This window comes from Streptococcus parasanguinis (assembly GCF_001074805.1).
Classification (GTDB): domain Bacteria; phylum Bacillota; class Bacilli; order Lactobacillales; family Streptococcaceae; genus Streptococcus; species Streptococcus parasanguinis_A.
This window is the reverse complement of record NZ_JUPI01000150.1, coordinates 1-16,956: the sequence shown is the minus strand read 5'-3', so window position 1 is coordinate 16,956 and position 16,956 is coordinate 1. Positions and strand designations below refer to the sequence as shown.

Here is a 16,956-nt window from a genome sequence, read left to right as displayed (position 1 = left end):
TTCAGTTTATACTTGACTGATTCTAAAGTATAGAAAACTTTTATAATGTTCTCCAGAATATTTAATGAACATACTATTCTACATTAAATCCTAACACTGATGCAAAGTTTCTCCTTATTCCACCAATTCCAACACAACCGTTTGGTAAGGAGCTAATTCTAATACTTGGTCTCCTTCTTGGAATAATCCTGCTGTATTATTTAAAACGACTGTTTTAATCGGAGCTGGCAACTCCAAGGTGGCCTGGCGATTTTGGAAATTGCTGATCACCAAGAGACGCTTGTCCCCACGGCGTTCAAAGGCGATGATGTTCTCACGGTCTCGATAAGCTGGGATCATATCTCCAAACCGGATGGTATTTCCATAGAGGGGATGGCGATACAAGGCCGTCAACTGGCGGTAATAATTCAAAATAGAATCTGGATCCTTTTCCTGGTCTTCCACATTAATGGAATAATCTGGTTTGGGACTGATCAACCAGGCTAGTCCATCGCTAAAGCCCAGACCTGGCTCCGCTGACCACTGCATCGGTGTCCGCGCATTGTCTCGGCTATAGTTGGCAATCGCTGCTAAGGCTTCTTCCTCACTCAAACCAGCTTCTTTAGCAACGTGGTAGCCGTTGATGGTCGCGATATCATCAAAGTCCTCCACTGATTCAAAGACTTGGTTCTCCATTCCAATTTCTTGACCTTGATAGATAAACGGAATTCCCTTGCGCAAAACCTGAATGGTTCCCAGAGCTTTTTTACTGGTGTCGTTTACTGGACCTTCTGCGATATAATGGGACACCCCACGAGGTTCGTCGTGATTCTCGATAATGGTCGAGAGCACCCCAATGCTATCCGCGCGCTCATGCGCTTGAAAAATACTTTCCTTGAGTTCATCTGCTGTTGGAAGACTATGGTCAAACCAGCCTTTTCCTTCCTGCCCCAAGCAAGTTTGCTTGAAGTCAAAGATAGAAGAAAAGACACCGTCTTTTCCAATGAAGAAATGCAATTCTTCATCGGTTTCATAGAAAACTTCTCCTACAGTGAAAGCATTGTACTTGGCAAAGGTTCGCTCCTTTAACTCTTGCAAGAAAGGTTCAATCGATTGGGCATTCACTAGAGACTCCGGTACTGGAACCAAGCCATTTTCGCGATCAGACGGAAGCGAACGCCATTCTAGATCTTTTTTGATATTGATAATAGCATCGATCCGGAAGCCCGCGATTCCCTTGTCCAACCACCAATTGATCATCCTGTAAATTTCTTCGCGCAAGACAGGATTTTGCCAATTGAGATCTGGCTGATCCTTGTGGAAAGAATGAAGATAGTATTTGTTGGTTCCAGGAACCGGCTCCCAAACACTGCCCCCAAAGTAACTTTCCCAGTTGTTGGGTTCTTTGTCACTTTCGATAAAATAAAAGTAATCCGCATAAGGACCATCTGGATCCGCTAAAGCCTTTTGGAACCACTCGTGATGACTGGAGCAATGGTTAACCACCAAGTCCATAATGATGGAAATGCCTCGCTTCTTTCCTTCCGCGATCAGCTCTTCCATATCTTCCATGGTCCCAAAGAGAGGATCAATGGCATAATAGTCAGAAATATCATAACCCTGGTCAATAAACGGACTCTTGTAAACAGGAGATAGCCAGAGAATATCAATCCCTAAGTCTTGAAGGTAATCGAGTTTCTCTGTAATGCCTTTCAAGTCTCCAACACCATCTCCATTGCTATCCTTAAAGCTTTTTGGGTAGATCTGATAAGCGACCTTCCCCTTCCACCAGTCTTTTTCCATGTTTTGTCTCCTTAAAATGAAAGAGATCGAGACACATTGTCTCAGTCTCTATAGTGTCAGTACTGATTAGTATACTGTCTTTTCAGTTTCTTTGTCGAAGAAGTGAGCTTTGTTCAAGTCAAATCCAAGTTCGATGGTTTCACCAGTTCCAAGATAGTCACGCGCATCCACTTTCGCGATGAATTCGTTGTCACCAACTTGGCAGTACAAGTGTGATTCAGAACCAAGCAACTCAGATACAGAGATGGTTGCTTTCACCACTGATTCTGGGAAAGTTTCAAGGAAAGCAGCTTCTGTGTTCACGTCTTCTGGACGGATACCAAAGATCAATTCTTTACCATCATAGCCTTTTTCACGAAGAACTTTCAAAGCACCTTCTGGAACTTTCAAATTCAAGCCATTGGCAACGATGTATCCACCTTCCAATTTTACGTTAATGAAGTTCATAGCAGGGCTTCCGATGAATCCAGCTACAAATTTGTTGACTGGGTTTTTGTAGACTTCTTGAGGAGTACCGATTTGTTCCACACGTCCGATAGTACCAGTACCAGCTGGGTTTTTAGTAGCAGACATGATAACGATACGGTCAGCCAATGTCATCGCTTCTGTTTGGTCGTGAGTTACGTAGATGGTTGTAGCTCCGATACGACGGTGGATTTTCGCAATTTCAGCACGCATGGATACACGAAGTTTCGCATCCAAGTTTGACAAAGGTTCGTCCATCAAGAACACTTTTGCATCACGGACAATGGCACGTCCCATAGCCACACGTTGACGTTGACCACCAGAAAGGTCAGCTGGTTTACGATCCAAGAATTCTTTCAAGCCAAGGATTTCAGCTGCTTCTTGTACACGTTTGTCGATATCTTCCTTGCTATATTTACGCAATTTCAAACCAAATGCCATGTTATCGTACACAGTCATGTGTGGGTAAAGAGCGTAGTTTTGGAATACCATGGCGATGTCACGGTCTTTAGGTGCCACGTTGTTTACAACGACACCATCGATCGAACATTCACCTTCTGTGATATCTTCAAGACCAGCGATCATACGAAGAGTTGTTGATTTACCACATCCTGAAGGACCTACGAAAACGATAAACTCTTTGTCTTTGATGTCCAAGTTGAAGTCTTCAACTGAGTAATGTTCGCTATTTGGATATTTTTTATAAATGTGACTAAGATTCAATTCTACCATGATGGTACTCCTTTGATTTTTATAGTTCTATTGTAAATGAAAACGTTTTACAAATCTATGGCAAGTCTCACAAAAAAGAAAAAGAGTTTTGTGCAAGTTGCACAAAACTCTGGATTGATTCCGTTTAAATCACATCTTGTAAAACTAAATGATAGCACAGGGCTAGATCTGTCAGATTTTTCAACTGAAGACCCGTCAACTCCTCCCACTTGTCAATCTTATATTGGAGCGAATTGCGGTGGAGATAGAGTTGCTGGGCGGCCTTGGTGACGACTGCCCCATTGTCCCAAAGAGCAACAATGATGTCTTGCAATTGATCTTGACTTTCAATCAACTGATGCAAGCTTGCCTTGATTGGAGTGAGATCTAAATCTGCCTGCTCGATTCCCCATAGATAGAGTTGAGAAAAGCGATAGACACCTTGATGGCCTTCTCGAATCCAGGCTCGAAAGACCGCCCGTTCTGCTCGGATGACCGGAGACACTTTCCCGTCTTTAGACTCGGTCCATACTTGCCCGACCAAGATAGATAAACGAATATTGAAGTCATACTCCATGGCAGAGACGGTATCTTTTAAGATATCGGCCACAGGTAAAGACTGGTCTTGGTCCAGAATGAGCACATAATCTTGTCCGCTCAGTTGCAAGGTTGCTCGGAAGTTGGGCAAAAGTGTCTGCATCATCTCTAGCCAAGAAGCCGTCCCTTCCGCTGTCGAATGCGAAATGTGGCAATAGACAAGCTGCATTTTTTTGATGACTTGAGGGGCTTCTCCCTTTCCATCGATCAGGTACTGGTACCAAGGATTAGGGGCAACCTCTTCTTCACCGCCCAACCAGGAAATCAATTGTTTTTCTCGTTCGGTTAGCTCTTCTTCCTTCAGCAGCAACCATTGATGAGCCTGAAGGGGAATGGCTACATAACCAGCTGGTGGATTGGCTTGATCCGTCACCTCTGCATGAGGAAACCACTCTCTGATATTTTTCACTGCTTTCTTCCTTCTTCTACTTGCTGGATGCACCAGTCAATCAGCTCTTCTAGCCGAGAGAGCTCCCCCGTCATATGGAGATAGCCCATGACAGCCTCAAAGCCCGTCGACATCCGATAGGTCACGACATCCGCATTTTTGGCCTTGGTATGGCTATTGGTATTGCGACCGCGCTTGTAGATCTCCAACTCTTTTTCTGTCAGAATTTCTTGCTCCAGCATGCTTTCAATCAAGCTGGCCTGAGCTCTAGCAGAGACATAGCGGGTGGCAGCCTGGTGAAGCTTATTGGGCTTGGTCATCCCTTGAAAAATCAGGTGTCTGCGAATATACATGGAATAGACCGCATCTCCCTCAAAGGCAAGGGCAATCCCATTGATTAGATTGACATCAATCACGTGTCCACCTTACACCTTCTTTTGTATCCAAGAGCTTGATTCCTTGTGCAGCCAATTCATCGCGAATGGCATCTGCTCGCGCAAAATCTTTCTTAGCCCGCGCTTCCTGACGTTCAGCGATCAAGGCTTCAATATCTGCATCCAAGTCTTCTTCGACAAAGACCACTCCAAAGACTTCTAACATCTTGGTCAAGGCATCCTTGACGTCTTGATTGTAGTGACCTGAATTGATCCATTTAGCCAATTCAAAGACGACGGTGATGCCGTTTGCCGCATTGATATCTTCATCCATAGCCGCGATAAACTTGTCCACAAAGCCTTGTAAGTCTGCTGGATCCACTTCTCCTGTGAACGGTTGCTCATAGGTGTTTTTCAAATACTTGAGGTTGGTCTCCGCATCGCGAACCGCTTTTTCTGTGAAGTTAATGGGCTTGCGGTAGTGCTGGGTTGCAAAGAAGAAACGAAGCACTTGGCCGTCGATAGTCTTCAATGCATCATGCACAGTGATAAAGTTGCCTAAGGACTTGGACATCTTGACATTATCAATATTGACAAAGCCATTGTGCATCCAGTAATTGGCAAAAGTTTTTCCGGTCTTAGCTTCTGATTGAGCGATTTCGTTGGTATGGTGCGGAAACTCAAGGTCAGCACCACCACCGTGGATATCAATAGTATCCCCTAAAATTCCCGTCGACATGACCGAACACTCGATGTGCCAACCAGGACGACCAGGTCCCCAAGGGCTGTCCCAGGAAATCTCTCCTGGTTTGGCAGCTTTCCAAAGGGCAAAGTCAACTGGATTTTCCTTGCGGGCTGTTTCCTCATCTGTCCGACCAGAAGCGCCTAGCTCCAAGTCTTCTAGAGTTTTGTTGGCTAATTTTGCATAGTTGTGGGATTTTTCCACACGGAAATAGACATCTCCCTGGCTCTCATAGGCATAGCCTTTTTCGATCAAGTCAGCGACAAAACGAATGATGTCATCCATAAACTCGACCACACGAGGATGGCGAGTTGCAGGCTTCACGCCAAGAGCCGTCACATCCTCACGGAAGGCCGCAATATATTTGTCTGCCACTTCCTGAGGTGTGATGCCTTCTTCTTTGGCACGGTTGATGATCTTATCATCCACATCTGTAAAGTTGGAAATGTAGGCAACTTCGTAGCCACGATACTCAAAGTAGCGACGAATCGTGTCAAAGGCTACCGTTGAACGGGCATTCCCTACGTGGATATAGTTGTAAACCGTTGGTCCACAAACATACATGCGGACCTTTCCTTCCTCGATGGGGATAAATTCTCGCAGATCACGAGACATGGTATCATAAATTTTTAACACGCTTCATTTCCTTTCTGTTTCTACTCTTTTGGCTTCAAGTAAACCACCTGAGTCTGTTTGATAAAGCCAATCTTTTCATACAAGCGTTTAGCACCTACATTGTCATCTTCCACTGCAATCTGAAATTCCTTATCATTTTGCTCAATGACTTGGTTGACGACTGATTTTGCTAGATAGCTTCCGTAACCTTGCCCACGATAGACTTCAGCAATCGCAAGTCCATAAAGGTAATTGCATTTTCCAGATACATCGACCGTACAAACGCCAATCACTTGACCTTCTTTGAGTAATATGTAAAGCAGACTATCAGGATCCTTCAAGGCCTCTGAAATGTATCTGTGGCTCACTTCCGGTGCTTCCACTTCATCTGAGAAGGTTTGGTGGTGGAGCTGGGCAATGGCTTCAAGATAAGAAGGTTCCGCCAAGAGCACACCGACATCCGAACGGGAATCTAATGCATAAGCGGTTCGATCACGTCCTAACCAGGTTTCTGTTTCGCCATCCTCAACCAGTCCCCAATTGCTGGCAAAATCAGGATGATTCTCTAGAAAAATACGCTCTGTCTGAAAAGTCACAGACTCAATTGGATAAGATGCCGTTTCTTTCTCAAAACTTCCATACAAAGCACGCGCAATTCCCTGACGACGATAATTAGGATGGACCAGGATCGCCACATCCACATCTGGGTCATCTGCATAAACCGTTAATATGCCAATAAGTTCACCTTTTTCATAATAAAGGAAAAAGGCGGGCATATAGGGATCAAAATTGAGCATATTGGAGAGATAAGGATCCCGAAAAGTTCCGTCATCGTTCTGACAGATGGCAATAAGGGACTTTGCTTCCAGTAGTTGGTGGTCATTCAATGTATTGGTTGCTTGAATCACGTAGCGATCTCCTTACAAGCTAGAAGACCGATGACTGGCTTCCTTAGCATGCTCCATCTTATTCACGTAGTATTCGCGTTTTTCTTCTTCTTGGTGAATGATTGGCTCATCCTTCTTACCGTGCACACGAACAATTTTAGCAGGGACTCCGACAACGGTCACATCACTCGGTACATCGGAGACCACGACCGCTCCCGCTCCTACTTTGGCTTTGGCCCCAATCTCAATCGGACCGATGACCTGAGCATGAGCGGAGACCAAGGCTCCTTCACGAACCGTCGGATGGCGTTTACCGACATCCTTCCCTGTTCCCCCAAGGGTCACCCCGTGGTAGAGCATAACGCCTTTTTCAACAATGGCTGTTTCCCCGATAACAAGGCCCGCTCCATGGTCGATAAAGACACCAGAAGCAATAGTCGCACCTGGATGGATCTCAATCTGAGTCCAAAAACGCCAAAATTGGCTATGCATCCGAGCTAGAAGCTTAAAACCATGGTTCCACAAAAAGTGGGAAACACGGTGAGCTGCCAGTGCTTTGACGCCCGGATAGGTCAAAAGGACCTCCAGCGAGGTACGCGCTGCTGGGTCATTTTCTTTTACAATATTGATGGTTTCACGCCACCATCCCATACCGTGCCCCTCCTTTTCTAATAATTATTCTGAATCTTTTTGTGTAATGGTAAAGTCTTTTTTAGGTTTGTGGTCTTTATTGTGGTGACGAGGACGATCGCCATGACGAGGACCTTTTTCACCTTTTTCTTCTGAATGTTCAGGTTTTGGCGGACGTGGCAATAGTGCCTTCATAGAAGCATCGACACGACCTTTTTCGTCAATCTTGATAATCTTCACATCGACTTCATCGCCAATCGCTACCAAGTCTTCGACACGGTTGGTGCGCGTCCAAGCCATTTCAGAGATATGAACGAGGGCATCCGTCTTGTCAAAGAGGTTGACAAAGGCACCGAATTTCTCGATCCGAACTACTTTGGCATGGTAGACTTCATCCACCTTCGCTTCACGCACCAAACCAGCAATGATTTCCTTAGCACGGTTAATCGCATCTTGGTCGCTCGAGTAGATCGATACGTTCCCTTCTTCATCGATATCAATCTTAACGCCTGTCTCTGCGATGATCTTATCGATGGTTTCTCCACCCTTACCGATGACAATCTTGATCTTGTCCACATCAATCTTGATGGTATCAATTTTCGGAGCAGTTGGCGCCAATTCTGGACGAACTTCCGGAATGGTTGCTTGAATCACGTCAAGGATTTCAAAACGAGCTTTCTTGGCTTGAGCAAGCGCTTCTGTCAAGATTTCTGCAGTGATCCCTTGGATCTTGATATCCATTTGAAGGGCTGTAATCCCGTCACGCGTACCAGCTACCTTGAAGTCCATGTCTCCAAAGTGGTCTTCCAAACCTTGGATATCTGTCAATACGGTGTAGTTGTTTCCATCTGAGATCAGACCCATGGCAATCCCAGCTACTGGCGCCTTGATTGGCACACCACCAGCCATCAGGGCAAGTGTTCCCGCGCAGATAGAGGCTTGAGATGAAGAACCATTTGATTCCAATACTTCTGCTACTAGACGGATGGCATATGGGAATTCTTCTAAGCTTGGCAATACTTGAGCAAGGGCACGCTCACCGAGAGCACCGTGACCAATTTCACGACGACCAGGCGCACCGTAACGCCCTGTTTCCCCTACAGAGTATTGTGGGAAGTTGTAGTGGTGCATAAAGCGTTTCTTGTACTCAGGATCCAAACCATCAATGATTTGCGTTTCACCCATTGGTGCCAAGGTCAAGACAGAAAGGGCTTGCGTTTGTCCACGTGTAAAGAGTCCAGAACCGTGTACGCGAGGAAGGTAGTCGACTTGTGCATCCAAAGGACGGATTTCATCGACCTTACGACCATCCGGACGAACCTTGTCTTCTGTGATTAAACGGCGCACTTCTGCGTGTTCCATTTGTTCCAAGATTTCAGCCACATCCCGCATGATGCGATCAAACTCTTCGTGGTCGGCATATTTTTCTTCGTAAACAGCTGTGACTTGGTCTTTGACTGCTTGAGTCGCAGCTTCACGCGCCAATTTTTCTTCAACTTGAACCGCTTTTTGAAGGTCACTGTTGTAGGCTGCGATGATTTCAGCCTGCAAGTCAGCATCTACATGAAGTAATTCAACTTCTGCTTTTTCTTTCCCAACTGCCGCAACGATTTCTTCTTGGAAGGCAATCAATTCTTTCACGGCTTCGTGCCCTTTGAGAAGAGCTTCCAACATGATTTCTTCTGACAATTCTTTGGCACCAGACTCTACCATGTTGATGGCGTGTTTCGTACCGGCTACTGTCAATTCAAGAAGAGAGCGCTCGGCTTGTTCTTGCGTTGGGTTGATGATGATTTCCCCATCGACATAACCCACTTGTACCCCAGCGATTGGTCCGTCAAACGGAATATCTGAGATAGAAAGCGCCAATGATGAACCAAACATGGCTGCCATTGGGGCAGATGCATTTTCATCGTAAGAAAGGACTGTGTTGATGACTTGCACTTCGTTACGGAAACCTTCCGCAAACATAGGACGGATTGGACGGTCAATCAAACGCGCTGTCAAGGTCGCATCAGTAGAAGGACGACCTTCCCGTTTCATAAAGCCACCAGGAAATTTCCCAGCCGCATACATTTTTTCTTCGTAGTTGACTTGAAGTGGGAAGAAATCCCCAGTTGCCATCTTCTTAGACATGACAGCTGCCGTCAAGACAGTTGACTCCCCATAACGCACGACAACAGAGCCATTTGCTTGCTTAGCAACCTGACCAGTCTCTACGATTAACTCACGACCCGCAAAAGTCGTTTGAAACACTTGTTTTGTCATTGTAATCCCCTTTGGATTGATAAAATTATACGACTTGCCTACAAAAATCAGGATACAAAGGGCGTGAAGAATCCCGTATGAAAATAGGAGATTGACGCAGTGTGCCACGCACACTAGGAAATCTATCTTTTTCACTAGGGATTTAGCCCGTGTTCAACTATCAAGATACTAAGCCGTTAAGCAACTCAAAGGAAAATAGGAAATCGAACGACGGAGCGAACGCTCCTAGGTAGATTTATCTTTTTCCACAGAGTTGTAGGCGGGTTCAATTACGCATGATAGCATTCGATTGACGCAGCACATCTATATGTTATATCCTCATCTTTGTATCCAAGCACGTATACCTTTTATTTTAACATATTCAAGCCCAAAAGAAAAAGGCTTTGAAGGCCTTTTTCTGTGATTTTTCAGTAAGTTCTATATAAAAATTTTAGAGCTAGGTATAGCTTCTATTTATTTTTACGATTTCACGAATTCAGTGCTGTCGACATAAAAGCGTGTTTTGTGGGTTCCACCCTTGTAGTTCTTGTTGTTGCGTTTCAAGACAAAACGTCTGTATGGATCGGAAGTTCCTTGGATAGTCGTTGTCACTTCAACTGAATCTTCATTGATCACCCATTCATCCGGTGAAGGAATTTCCATCGGTGGCATCGCTCCGCCACGACCACCAGATACAATTTCGTAAAAGGCCTTGTCTTTTGTCGAATAGATCCAGCCATCTTTCTTTTCATTTGTTAGTTGGATCAGCTGGTCTTGTGAAAGACTACGGATAGAGTCCGACGTCTCTTCTGCATTCAATTTATCAATGATATCTTGCAGATTATAGGTTCCCGGCGTATAGGTATTGTAGTAATCAATGAACATGTCTTGCGAGTAGCCTTCAACTGCACTGTGATCATTGTTCAACTCCAGCAAACGAGTCGGTTGCACCTGAAGTGAATAGGTCAAAGACGCACTGTTTTCAATAATCGAATAGATATCCGCTTGGTCCGCTTTTGATAAGGTCCCAATGGCTTCTTTATCATGTTCATCTGACTTAGCTTCTTCTGTTTGCTCTTTTTCTTGGGCTTTGTCAGATGATTTTTTGACCGATGAAGCTCCTACCGGACTGTGCTTACGCTCATAGCGTTTTGGGGCACAGGCTGCCAGAGAAAGCAAGAGGGCTGCAGCTAGTAAATATGTTCCTATTTTTTTCATGCTTGTCTCCTTTTTTTAGTCCACACGGTAGTACAAATCGTTCCCATTCGTAGCATCACTCTTACTCCAGTAAATGGATTCACTGCCACCTTCTCTTGAAGGAATGAAAAGAATAGGCGTTTCATTCGTTGCCCCAGGCATCCGACTAACTCCGTGAAGATTACCTTCCTTGAAGTAAAAACCAGAAAATTGAACACCATTAACAGCACTACCATTGACCTTCACAATTCCTTGCGCATCAAACTCAATGCTCGTACCGTACTTATTTTTCCAAACTCCCGCTACACTTGAGAAATTTCCAGCTTTTATTTCATCTAGATTCATCTCAGTGCTTGTTTTGGCAGAAGCAGGAGTTGATTCGGCATTTCCATCCACCCGCGTTGTGAATTCAAGGGCGATCCAGCCTTGTCCAGATTCTAATTTGCCCCAGGTATGACCCTCCGCCTCTACGGTTTCCGTAATGGTATGAGTTCCTTTTGCGATCATTCCTGCAGATGGAGCTGAGGTTGAGGGCTCTTTTCGAATACGGAGATCCGACACACTGACTTGCACTTGGAAGCTTTCTGATTTTTTCTCTTCGGCTTTAGCTGTTGATTTGGAATCCCCTGAACCATCAAATTTTTTCCAGTCTAGCTTACTGAGGTTCAACTTCTTAGCTGAAATCCCAAGAGCTTGTTCTGCTGTTTCCTTTCCACCAATTTGAATGGTTGCTTTCTTTTCTTCCTTGGCTTCCCCTTTTCCTAGTGAATAGAGGGTCAATTCCATTTCTGGATTAAGGGATTGCCAAGTGGCATAGACGATTTGCCCATTGTCAAAAACATCTAAGCTGGAGCGATAGCCACCTGCAGAAGCTACATAGGCTACATGGAGCAAGGTTGGCTGGTTATCTTTCAAATAATACACCGCAGCGATCGTTTTGCCATCCCCAATCAGCAGTTCGTCATTACCATCACGATTAAGATCCTCAAAAGCATATTGCCACTCATTGGTACTCCCAAGTGTTTGAAGGTTAAAGACATAGGCATATTCTTCTGAAGTTGCTTCGATCTTCTTCAGTTCATTTTGTAAAGCTGTTTGGTCCTTAGTATTAATGGCAACCGCATAAGACTTATAGCGATCTAATACCTCTTGATAATACTTCTGACCTGTATCTTTCTTCTCTTTTTTGACCGACGAAGAGCTTGCCGTTTTCGGTTTGCTTTGGCGTTCATAGCGTTTGGGCGTACAAGCCACTAGAGATAGCACGGATGCAGCCGCCAGTAGTGAAATCATAACCTTTTTCATAAAAACCTCCTCATATCTATCCTAGTATATCAAAAATGGTCAATTTTTCCAGCTCTTTTCAAGATTTTTACATAAGCATTTTCCCCTCTCCCTCTATGTTTCTGTCCTATTTTCTGCTATACTTAAGGAAGAATACCGATCAAAAGGAGAACATTATGGAATTAAAAAAACGTTCTGAATTTCCTGAGAACGAACTCTGGGACCTCACAGCCCTCTACCAAGACCAGGAAGACTTCTTGCGTGCCATTGAAAAAACACGTGAAGAAATCAATGAATTTGTCCGTAATTACAAGGGCAACCTCCACACCGTTGAAGACTTCGAAGCTGCCTTTGCGATTTTTGAGCAAATTCAGATCCAACTCAGCCACATTGGCAACTACAGCTTTATGCCACAAACCACTGACTTTGGCGACGAAGCTTTTGCAGAAATTGCCCAAGCAGGGATGGATTTCGAAACTTGGGCCAGCGTCGAACTTTCCTTCTTTGATGATGCTTTGGTAGAATCGGATGAAGAAGTCCTCGAACGCCTGGGGCAACTCCCTCACCTCACTTTTGCCATTCGTCAGGCTAAAATCAAAAAAGCTCACTACTTGGGAGCTGATGTGGAAAAGACCTTGACCAACCTGGGTGAAGTCTTCTACGGGCCTCAAGACATCTATACCAAGATGCGGGCAGGCGACTTTGAAATGGCTGATTTTGAAGTGGATGGAAAAGTTTACAAGAATAGCTTTGTTACCTATGAAAACTTCTACCAAAACCATGAGAATGCGGAAGTTCGTGAAAAAGCCTTTCGTTCCTTCTCAGAAGGCCTCCGCAAGCACCAAAACACGGCTGCTGCTACCTATCTAGCTCAAGTTAAGTCTGAAAAGCTGATCGCAGATATGCGGGGCTACGATTCTGTCTTTGACTATCTCTTGGCTGAGCAGGAAGTGGATCGTTCTATGTTTGATCGTCAGATTGACCTGATCATGAAGGACTTCGCACCGGTTGCTCAAAAATTCCTCAAACACGTAGCCAAGGTCAACGGCCTTGAAAAAATGACTTTCGCTGATTGGAAGTTGGATTTGGACAGTGCGCTCAACCCAGATGTTACTATTGATGACGCTTATGACTTGGTCATGAAATCGGTGGCACCTCTTGGCGAAGAATATTCTCGCGAAATTGCTCGCTACCAAACCGAACGCTGGGTCGACTTTGCGGCCAATGAAGGTAAGGATTCCGGTGGGTATGCAGCTGACCCTTACCGCGTCCATCCTTATGTCCTCATGAGTTGGACAGGACGGATGAGCGATGTTTATACCCTGATCCATGAGATTGGACACTCTGGTCAATTCATCTTCTCAGACAACAACCAAAGCTACTTCAACGCCCACATGTCGACCTACTATGTGGAAGCTCCTTCTACCTTTAACGAGCTCCTCCTCAGCGACTACTTGGAACACCAGTTTGACGATCCTCGTCAAAAACGCTTTGCCCTAGCTCACCGCTTGACAGATACCTACTTCCACAACTTCATCACCCACTTGCTAGAAGCAGCCTTCCAACGCAAGGTCTACACCTTGATCGAAGAAGGTGGCACCTTCGGCGCTAGCAAACTCAATAGCATCATGAAGGAAGTCTTGACAGAGTTCTGGGGAGATGCCGTTGAAATCGATGACGATGCAGCCTTGACCTGGATGCGCCAAAGCCACTACTACATGGGGCTTTACAGCTATACCTACTCAGCTGGCTTGGTTATCTCAACAGCGGGATACTTGCATTTGAAAAACTCCGAAAACGGAGCTAAAGATTGGCTAGACCTCCTTAAATCAGGTGGCAGCAAGACCCCACTTGAGTCAGCTATGATTATCGGAGCAGATATCTCGACTGACAAACCACTCCGCGATACCATCCAATTCCTTTCAGACACTGTCGATCAAATCATTGCTTACAGTGCCGAATTGGGAGAATAAGTACAGTTTTCAGACTTAGTTTATTCTAAGTCTGATTTTTTATTTAAATATTACCAGTTAGTGATTGAAAGCGCTTTTATATTATGGTATGATTATTCTTGGATAAATATCCGAAGGGAGTAACATTATGAAAAAACGGTTGATTTTAACAATCTTAATTGCGTTATTATTTGGAGCTTGCTCAAATCAAAATGAAGCTTCTCAAAAAGAAACTGAAAAACAGGTAGGTTTCGTTCAAAAAGAAGAAAAAGCAAAAAAAGAACGCGACGAACAGGAGAAAGCAGAAAAAGAGAAAAAAGCAAAGGAGGAGCAAGAACGAAAAGAAAAAGAAGAGCGCGAGAAAAAGGCGAAAGAAGAACAGGAACGAAAAGAAAAAGAAGAGCGTGAAAAGAAAGAGGCTGAAGCAAAACAACTTGCTGCTCAAGCTGAAGCTGCCGTACAAGCCTTAGAAAACAATCAAGTAACAGAAAATATCGCCCCAGCCCAAGCTGCCATCGCAAATGTAGCTGATCAAGGAACAAAAGATCGCTTAACTCATCGTGTTGGATTAGTACAAAATGCCATTACTGTCAGGGAACAACAAGCTGCTGAAGCTGAACGAGCTCGACAAGCCGCAGCTGCTGAGCAGGCAAGACAAGCCGCGGCTGCCCAACAAACGCAGCAACAACAAGCATTTGTCACACAACCTCAACAAGGGGGCTATCGAAATTGTAGTGAAGCACGCGCTGCAGGTGCTGCACCGCTATACAGAGGACAAGCTGGTTATAGCCCTCGTTTAGATAGAGATGGTGACGGTGTTGCTTGTGAATAAGAAATTAACGATTCTCATTTTGTCCATTTGCACAACATCTCTGCTTGCTATTTTATACTTGAATTTCAAAAAGAGAGAAATTATTACTCCAGATTCTTACAAGGAAGCAATGACTTACGTCAAAAAGATTCCGCTATCTGAAGTACAAGAGAAAATCAACAATAAAGAAGATTTCATTCTCTATATCGGTCGCGAATCCTGTCCATACTGTCAAAAATTCGCTCCTAAATTAGCAGTTGCTATTCAAAAAACGAATCAGACCGTTTATTACCTGGATAACGACTCAAAGGAGCGAAAAAACATCACAGCTTTTGCACATGATATGAATGTCAAGACGGTACCAAATTTGTCAACTTTTAAAAAAGGTAGTAAAGAAAACTATCTAAAAAAAGGTAGCAAATCAAGTATCGAAGAGATTATGGATCTCTTGACTCAATAAGCCAATTTTAAAAGGTCAATACAAAAAGAGTAAGATAGAACGATTCGTTCCCATCTTACTCTTTTTTACTAACTTAACTCTGCCACAATGGCCTTAATTTGTGCTGCGGTATGCACTCCTGCTACTTGTTTAACAACCTGCCCATCTTTTTTAAAGAGCAAGGTTGGAATGGACATAATGCCGAAAGCACGCGCTGTTTCTGGATTTTCATCCACATCCATTTTTAGGATTTTTAACTCATCTTCCGAAAGTTCTTCCGATAATTTTTCTAAAATAGGAGCTTGCATGCGACATGGACCACACCAGGTTGCCCAAAAGTCTACCAAGACCAAACCTTCTTTTGTTTCTGCTTCAAATGTTGCGTCTGTAATTGCTTTTGCCATTTTCTTTCTCCTTTAGTTTTGGTACTGCGTCAAATCTTGCTTCATCAAATAGAAGAAAACATCCCCGTAAGTCCCTTGGTAATCCAACTCATGCCCATTATAGGTCAGTTTCACAACAGGATAAAAATCTGCTACCCCAATCAAGCAAGCTTGTTGGGAGCGTTCAAACTCTTCGTAGGAATCAAAATGCATGACTCTTTCTTGTTTTGCACTGTCTAGATATGTAATTTCAATCATATCGATAACCTCTATTTCTTATGATGCATCAATTGTAACTCTAGACATTACATCTGTCAAATAAAACGACTTCCTCAGAATGATGAATCTCGTTCGATAAGGAAAAGACAAGAAAAAAGCCCTCTGAATCCAGAGAGCTCCATTCTTGCTAGATAAAACGTTTCTAGACAAGGCGACGAACCGAAGATTGTACCGGATTTCTTCTGAAAACAAAAAATCTCCCCGAAGGGAGATAGTTCTGGTCTATTTTACCTTACGATGCTAGGAACCGTAGCCGAAGATTATACTCGAGTATATCGAGGCAAGGTGACAAAAAACAAAAAAGCTACTCAACTAGAGTAGCTTTATTTCAAGATATGCTCAATTGAACACGGCCTAAGCACTTGGCAAAAAAGAACAGCTCCCTGAATTCAGAGAGCTGTTTTGAGCTCGGGCTAAAATCCTAGTGAAAAAGATGAAACTCCTTGTGTTCATCGAACACTGTGTCGTTTCCCTATTTTCATACGGATTTTTGGCGCCCTTAGCATCATGATTAACGACGAAGTCCAAGAGAGTTGATCAACTCACGGTAACGGTTAACGTCGTTTGTACGAAGGTAAGCCAACAAGTTACGACGGCGACCGATTTTCTTCATCAAACCACGGTAAGTAGCGTGGTCTTTTTTGTGTTGTTTGATGTGTTCGTTCAAGTGGTTGATTTCCCAAGTAAGGACAGCAACTTGTACTTCTACTGAACCAGTGTCACCTTCGTGACGTGCGTATTGTGCAATGATTTCATTTTTTTTCTCTTTTGAGATTGCCATGATAAGCTCCTTTTCTTTATGCTCTATCCGAGTGGCAGGTTTGGCATATCCTGCTACCAAGAAAGAGTTAGTTGTCTATTCGACCTTCTTATTCTACCAAGATTTCATCTTTCTGTCAAACACTTATGTTTCCTTCGAGAGGAGCTTTTCTCTTTTCTAAAAAGAACCTTGGGAATTTGGACAATTTGATGGATCATTCTTCAAGCAACTTATTCAAAAGAGAGTGGGACAGAAATCGGTAATTCGTTAGAATTTGATTTCGTCGTCCCACCTCCGCACAGTTGAGTAGGGCTGTAAAAGCTGATGGAATCAGCGTAGTAGAGCCCACACAACCACTGCGTCTTGCTCGACAATCCAAAAATAATTGAGAGGCTAGGACTTTTGTCCCAGCC

General features: G+C 44.0%; 16 protein-coding genes and 1 pseudogene. 3 read left to right on the top strand and 14 right to left on the bottom strand.

Translation table 11 applies throughout. The features are described from left to right. Positions 1–114: 114 nt before the first annotated feature. From ADI76_RS10555 to ADI76_RS10510, 10 genes are all read right to left on the bottom strand, one after another. Positions 115–1,782: an alpha-glucosidase gene (locus ADI76_RS10555; protein WP_049516415.1), complete on the bottom strand. Its 1,668-nt coding sequence runs from the start codon at positions 1,780–1,782 to the stop codon at positions 115–117. Between the two features lie 66 nt (positions 1,783–1,848). Next, positions 1,849–2,979, bottom strand: a complete 1,131-nt coding sequence (locus tag ADI76_RS10550) for an ABC transporter ATP-binding protein (protein WP_049516414.1) — start codon at positions 2,977–2,979, stop codon at positions 1,849–1,851. 124 nt (positions 2,980–3,103) lie between these two features. Further along, entirely contained in the window at positions 3,104–3,964 is an 861-nt protein-coding gene (locus ADI76_RS10545) for a helix-turn-helix domain-containing protein (RefSeq protein ID WP_049516411.1), read from the bottom strand. Continuing rightward, positions 3,961–4,359 (bottom strand): Mini-ribonuclease 3, encoded by a 399-nt coding sequence (locus ADI76_RS10540; RefSeq protein ID WP_003004765.1) that lies wholly within the window; start codon positions 4,357–4,359, stop codon positions 3,961–3,963. The genes ADI76_RS10545 and ADI76_RS10540 overlap by 4 nt, the downstream gene beginning before the upstream one ends. After that, positions 4,352–5,695, bottom strand: a complete 1,344-nt coding sequence (gene cysS / locus ADI76_RS10535; RefSeq protein WP_049516408.1) for a cysteine--tRNA ligase — start codon at positions 5,693–5,695, stop codon at positions 4,352–4,354. Before cysS ends, ADI76_RS10540 begins: the two co-directional genes overlap by 8 nt. A gap of 20 nt (positions 5,696–5,715) precedes the next feature. Further along, positions 5,716–6,582: a GNAT family N-acetyltransferase gene (locus ADI76_RS10530; protein WP_049516407.1), complete on the bottom strand. Its 867-nt coding sequence runs from the start codon at positions 6,580–6,582 to the stop codon at positions 5,716–5,718. Between the two features lie 12 nt (positions 6,583–6,594). Beyond that, positions 6,595–7,212, bottom strand: coding sequence for a serine O-acetyltransferase (gene cysE, locus ADI76_RS10525; RefSeq protein WP_049516406.1), 618 nt, complete (start codon positions 7,210–7,212; stop codon positions 6,595–6,597). 24 nt (positions 7,213–7,236) lie between these two features. Further along, a complete protein-coding gene (pnp, locus tag ADI76_RS10520; protein ID WP_049516404.1) occupies positions 7,237–9,459 on the bottom strand; it encodes a polyribonucleotide nucleotidyltransferase in 2,223 nt (740 codons plus the stop codon). Positions 9,460–9,918: 459 nt separating this feature from the next. Next, a complete protein-coding gene (locus ADI76_RS10515) occupies positions 9,919–10,656 on the bottom strand; it encodes a hypothetical protein (RefSeq protein WP_049516403.1) in 738 nt (245 codons plus the stop codon). 15 nt (positions 10,657–10,671) lie between these two features. After that, positions 10,672–11,940 carry a DUF6287 domain-containing protein gene (locus ADI76_RS10510; protein WP_049516401.1) on the bottom strand — a complete coding sequence of 423 codons (1,269 nt, stop codon included), beginning with the start codon at positions 11,938–11,940 and terminating at the stop codon, positions 10,672–10,674. Between the two features lie 155 nt (positions 11,941–12,095). Here ADI76_RS10510 and pepF point away from each other — a divergent pair, with 155 nt between their 5' ends. The 3 genes from pepF (at position 12,096) to ADI76_RS10495 (ending at position 15,142) form a co-directional block, all read left to right on the top strand. After that, on the top strand, positions 12,096–13,892 hold the full coding sequence (gene pepF, locus ADI76_RS10505; RefSeq protein WP_049516399.1) for an oligoendopeptidase F: 1,797 nt from the start codon (positions 12,096–12,098) through the stop codon (positions 13,890–13,892). Between the two features lie 127 nt (positions 13,893–14,019). Next, a complete protein-coding gene (locus tag ADI76_RS10500) occupies positions 14,020–14,703 on the top strand; it encodes an excalibur calcium-binding domain-containing protein (protein WP_049491642.1) in 684 nt (227 codons plus the stop codon). Positions 14,704–14,812: 109 nt separating this feature from the next. Continuing rightward, complete coding sequence (locus ADI76_RS10495) at positions 14,813–15,142, top strand: thioredoxin domain-containing protein (RefSeq protein WP_229056572.1); 330 nt, start codon at positions 14,813–14,815, stop codon at positions 15,140–15,142. A 68-nt stretch (positions 15,143–15,210) separates the two neighbouring features. On the opposite strand, the gene trxA is transcribed toward ADI76_RS10495, so the two are convergent. From trxA to ADI76_RS11595, 4 genes and pseudogenes are all read right to left on the bottom strand, one after another. Further along, a complete protein-coding gene (trxA, locus tag ADI76_RS10490; protein WP_003013593.1) occupies positions 15,211–15,525 on the bottom strand; it encodes a thioredoxin in 315 nt (104 codons plus the stop codon). A gap of 12 nt (positions 15,526–15,537) precedes the next feature. Further along, positions 15,538–15,762: a DUF4649 family protein gene (locus ADI76_RS10485; RefSeq protein WP_049475182.1), complete on the bottom strand. Its 225-nt coding sequence runs from the start codon at positions 15,760–15,762 to the stop codon at positions 15,538–15,540. Between the two features lie 532 nt (positions 15,763–16,294). Then, positions 16,295–16,564, bottom strand: a complete 270-nt coding sequence (gene rpsO, locus ADI76_RS10480; RefSeq protein WP_003004251.1) for a 30S ribosomal protein S15 — start codon at positions 16,562–16,564, stop codon at positions 16,295–16,297. Between the two features lie 193 nt (positions 16,565–16,757). After that, a pseudogene (locus ADI76_RS11595) lies at positions 16,758–16,956 on the bottom strand (hypothetical protein); the annotation flags it as partial.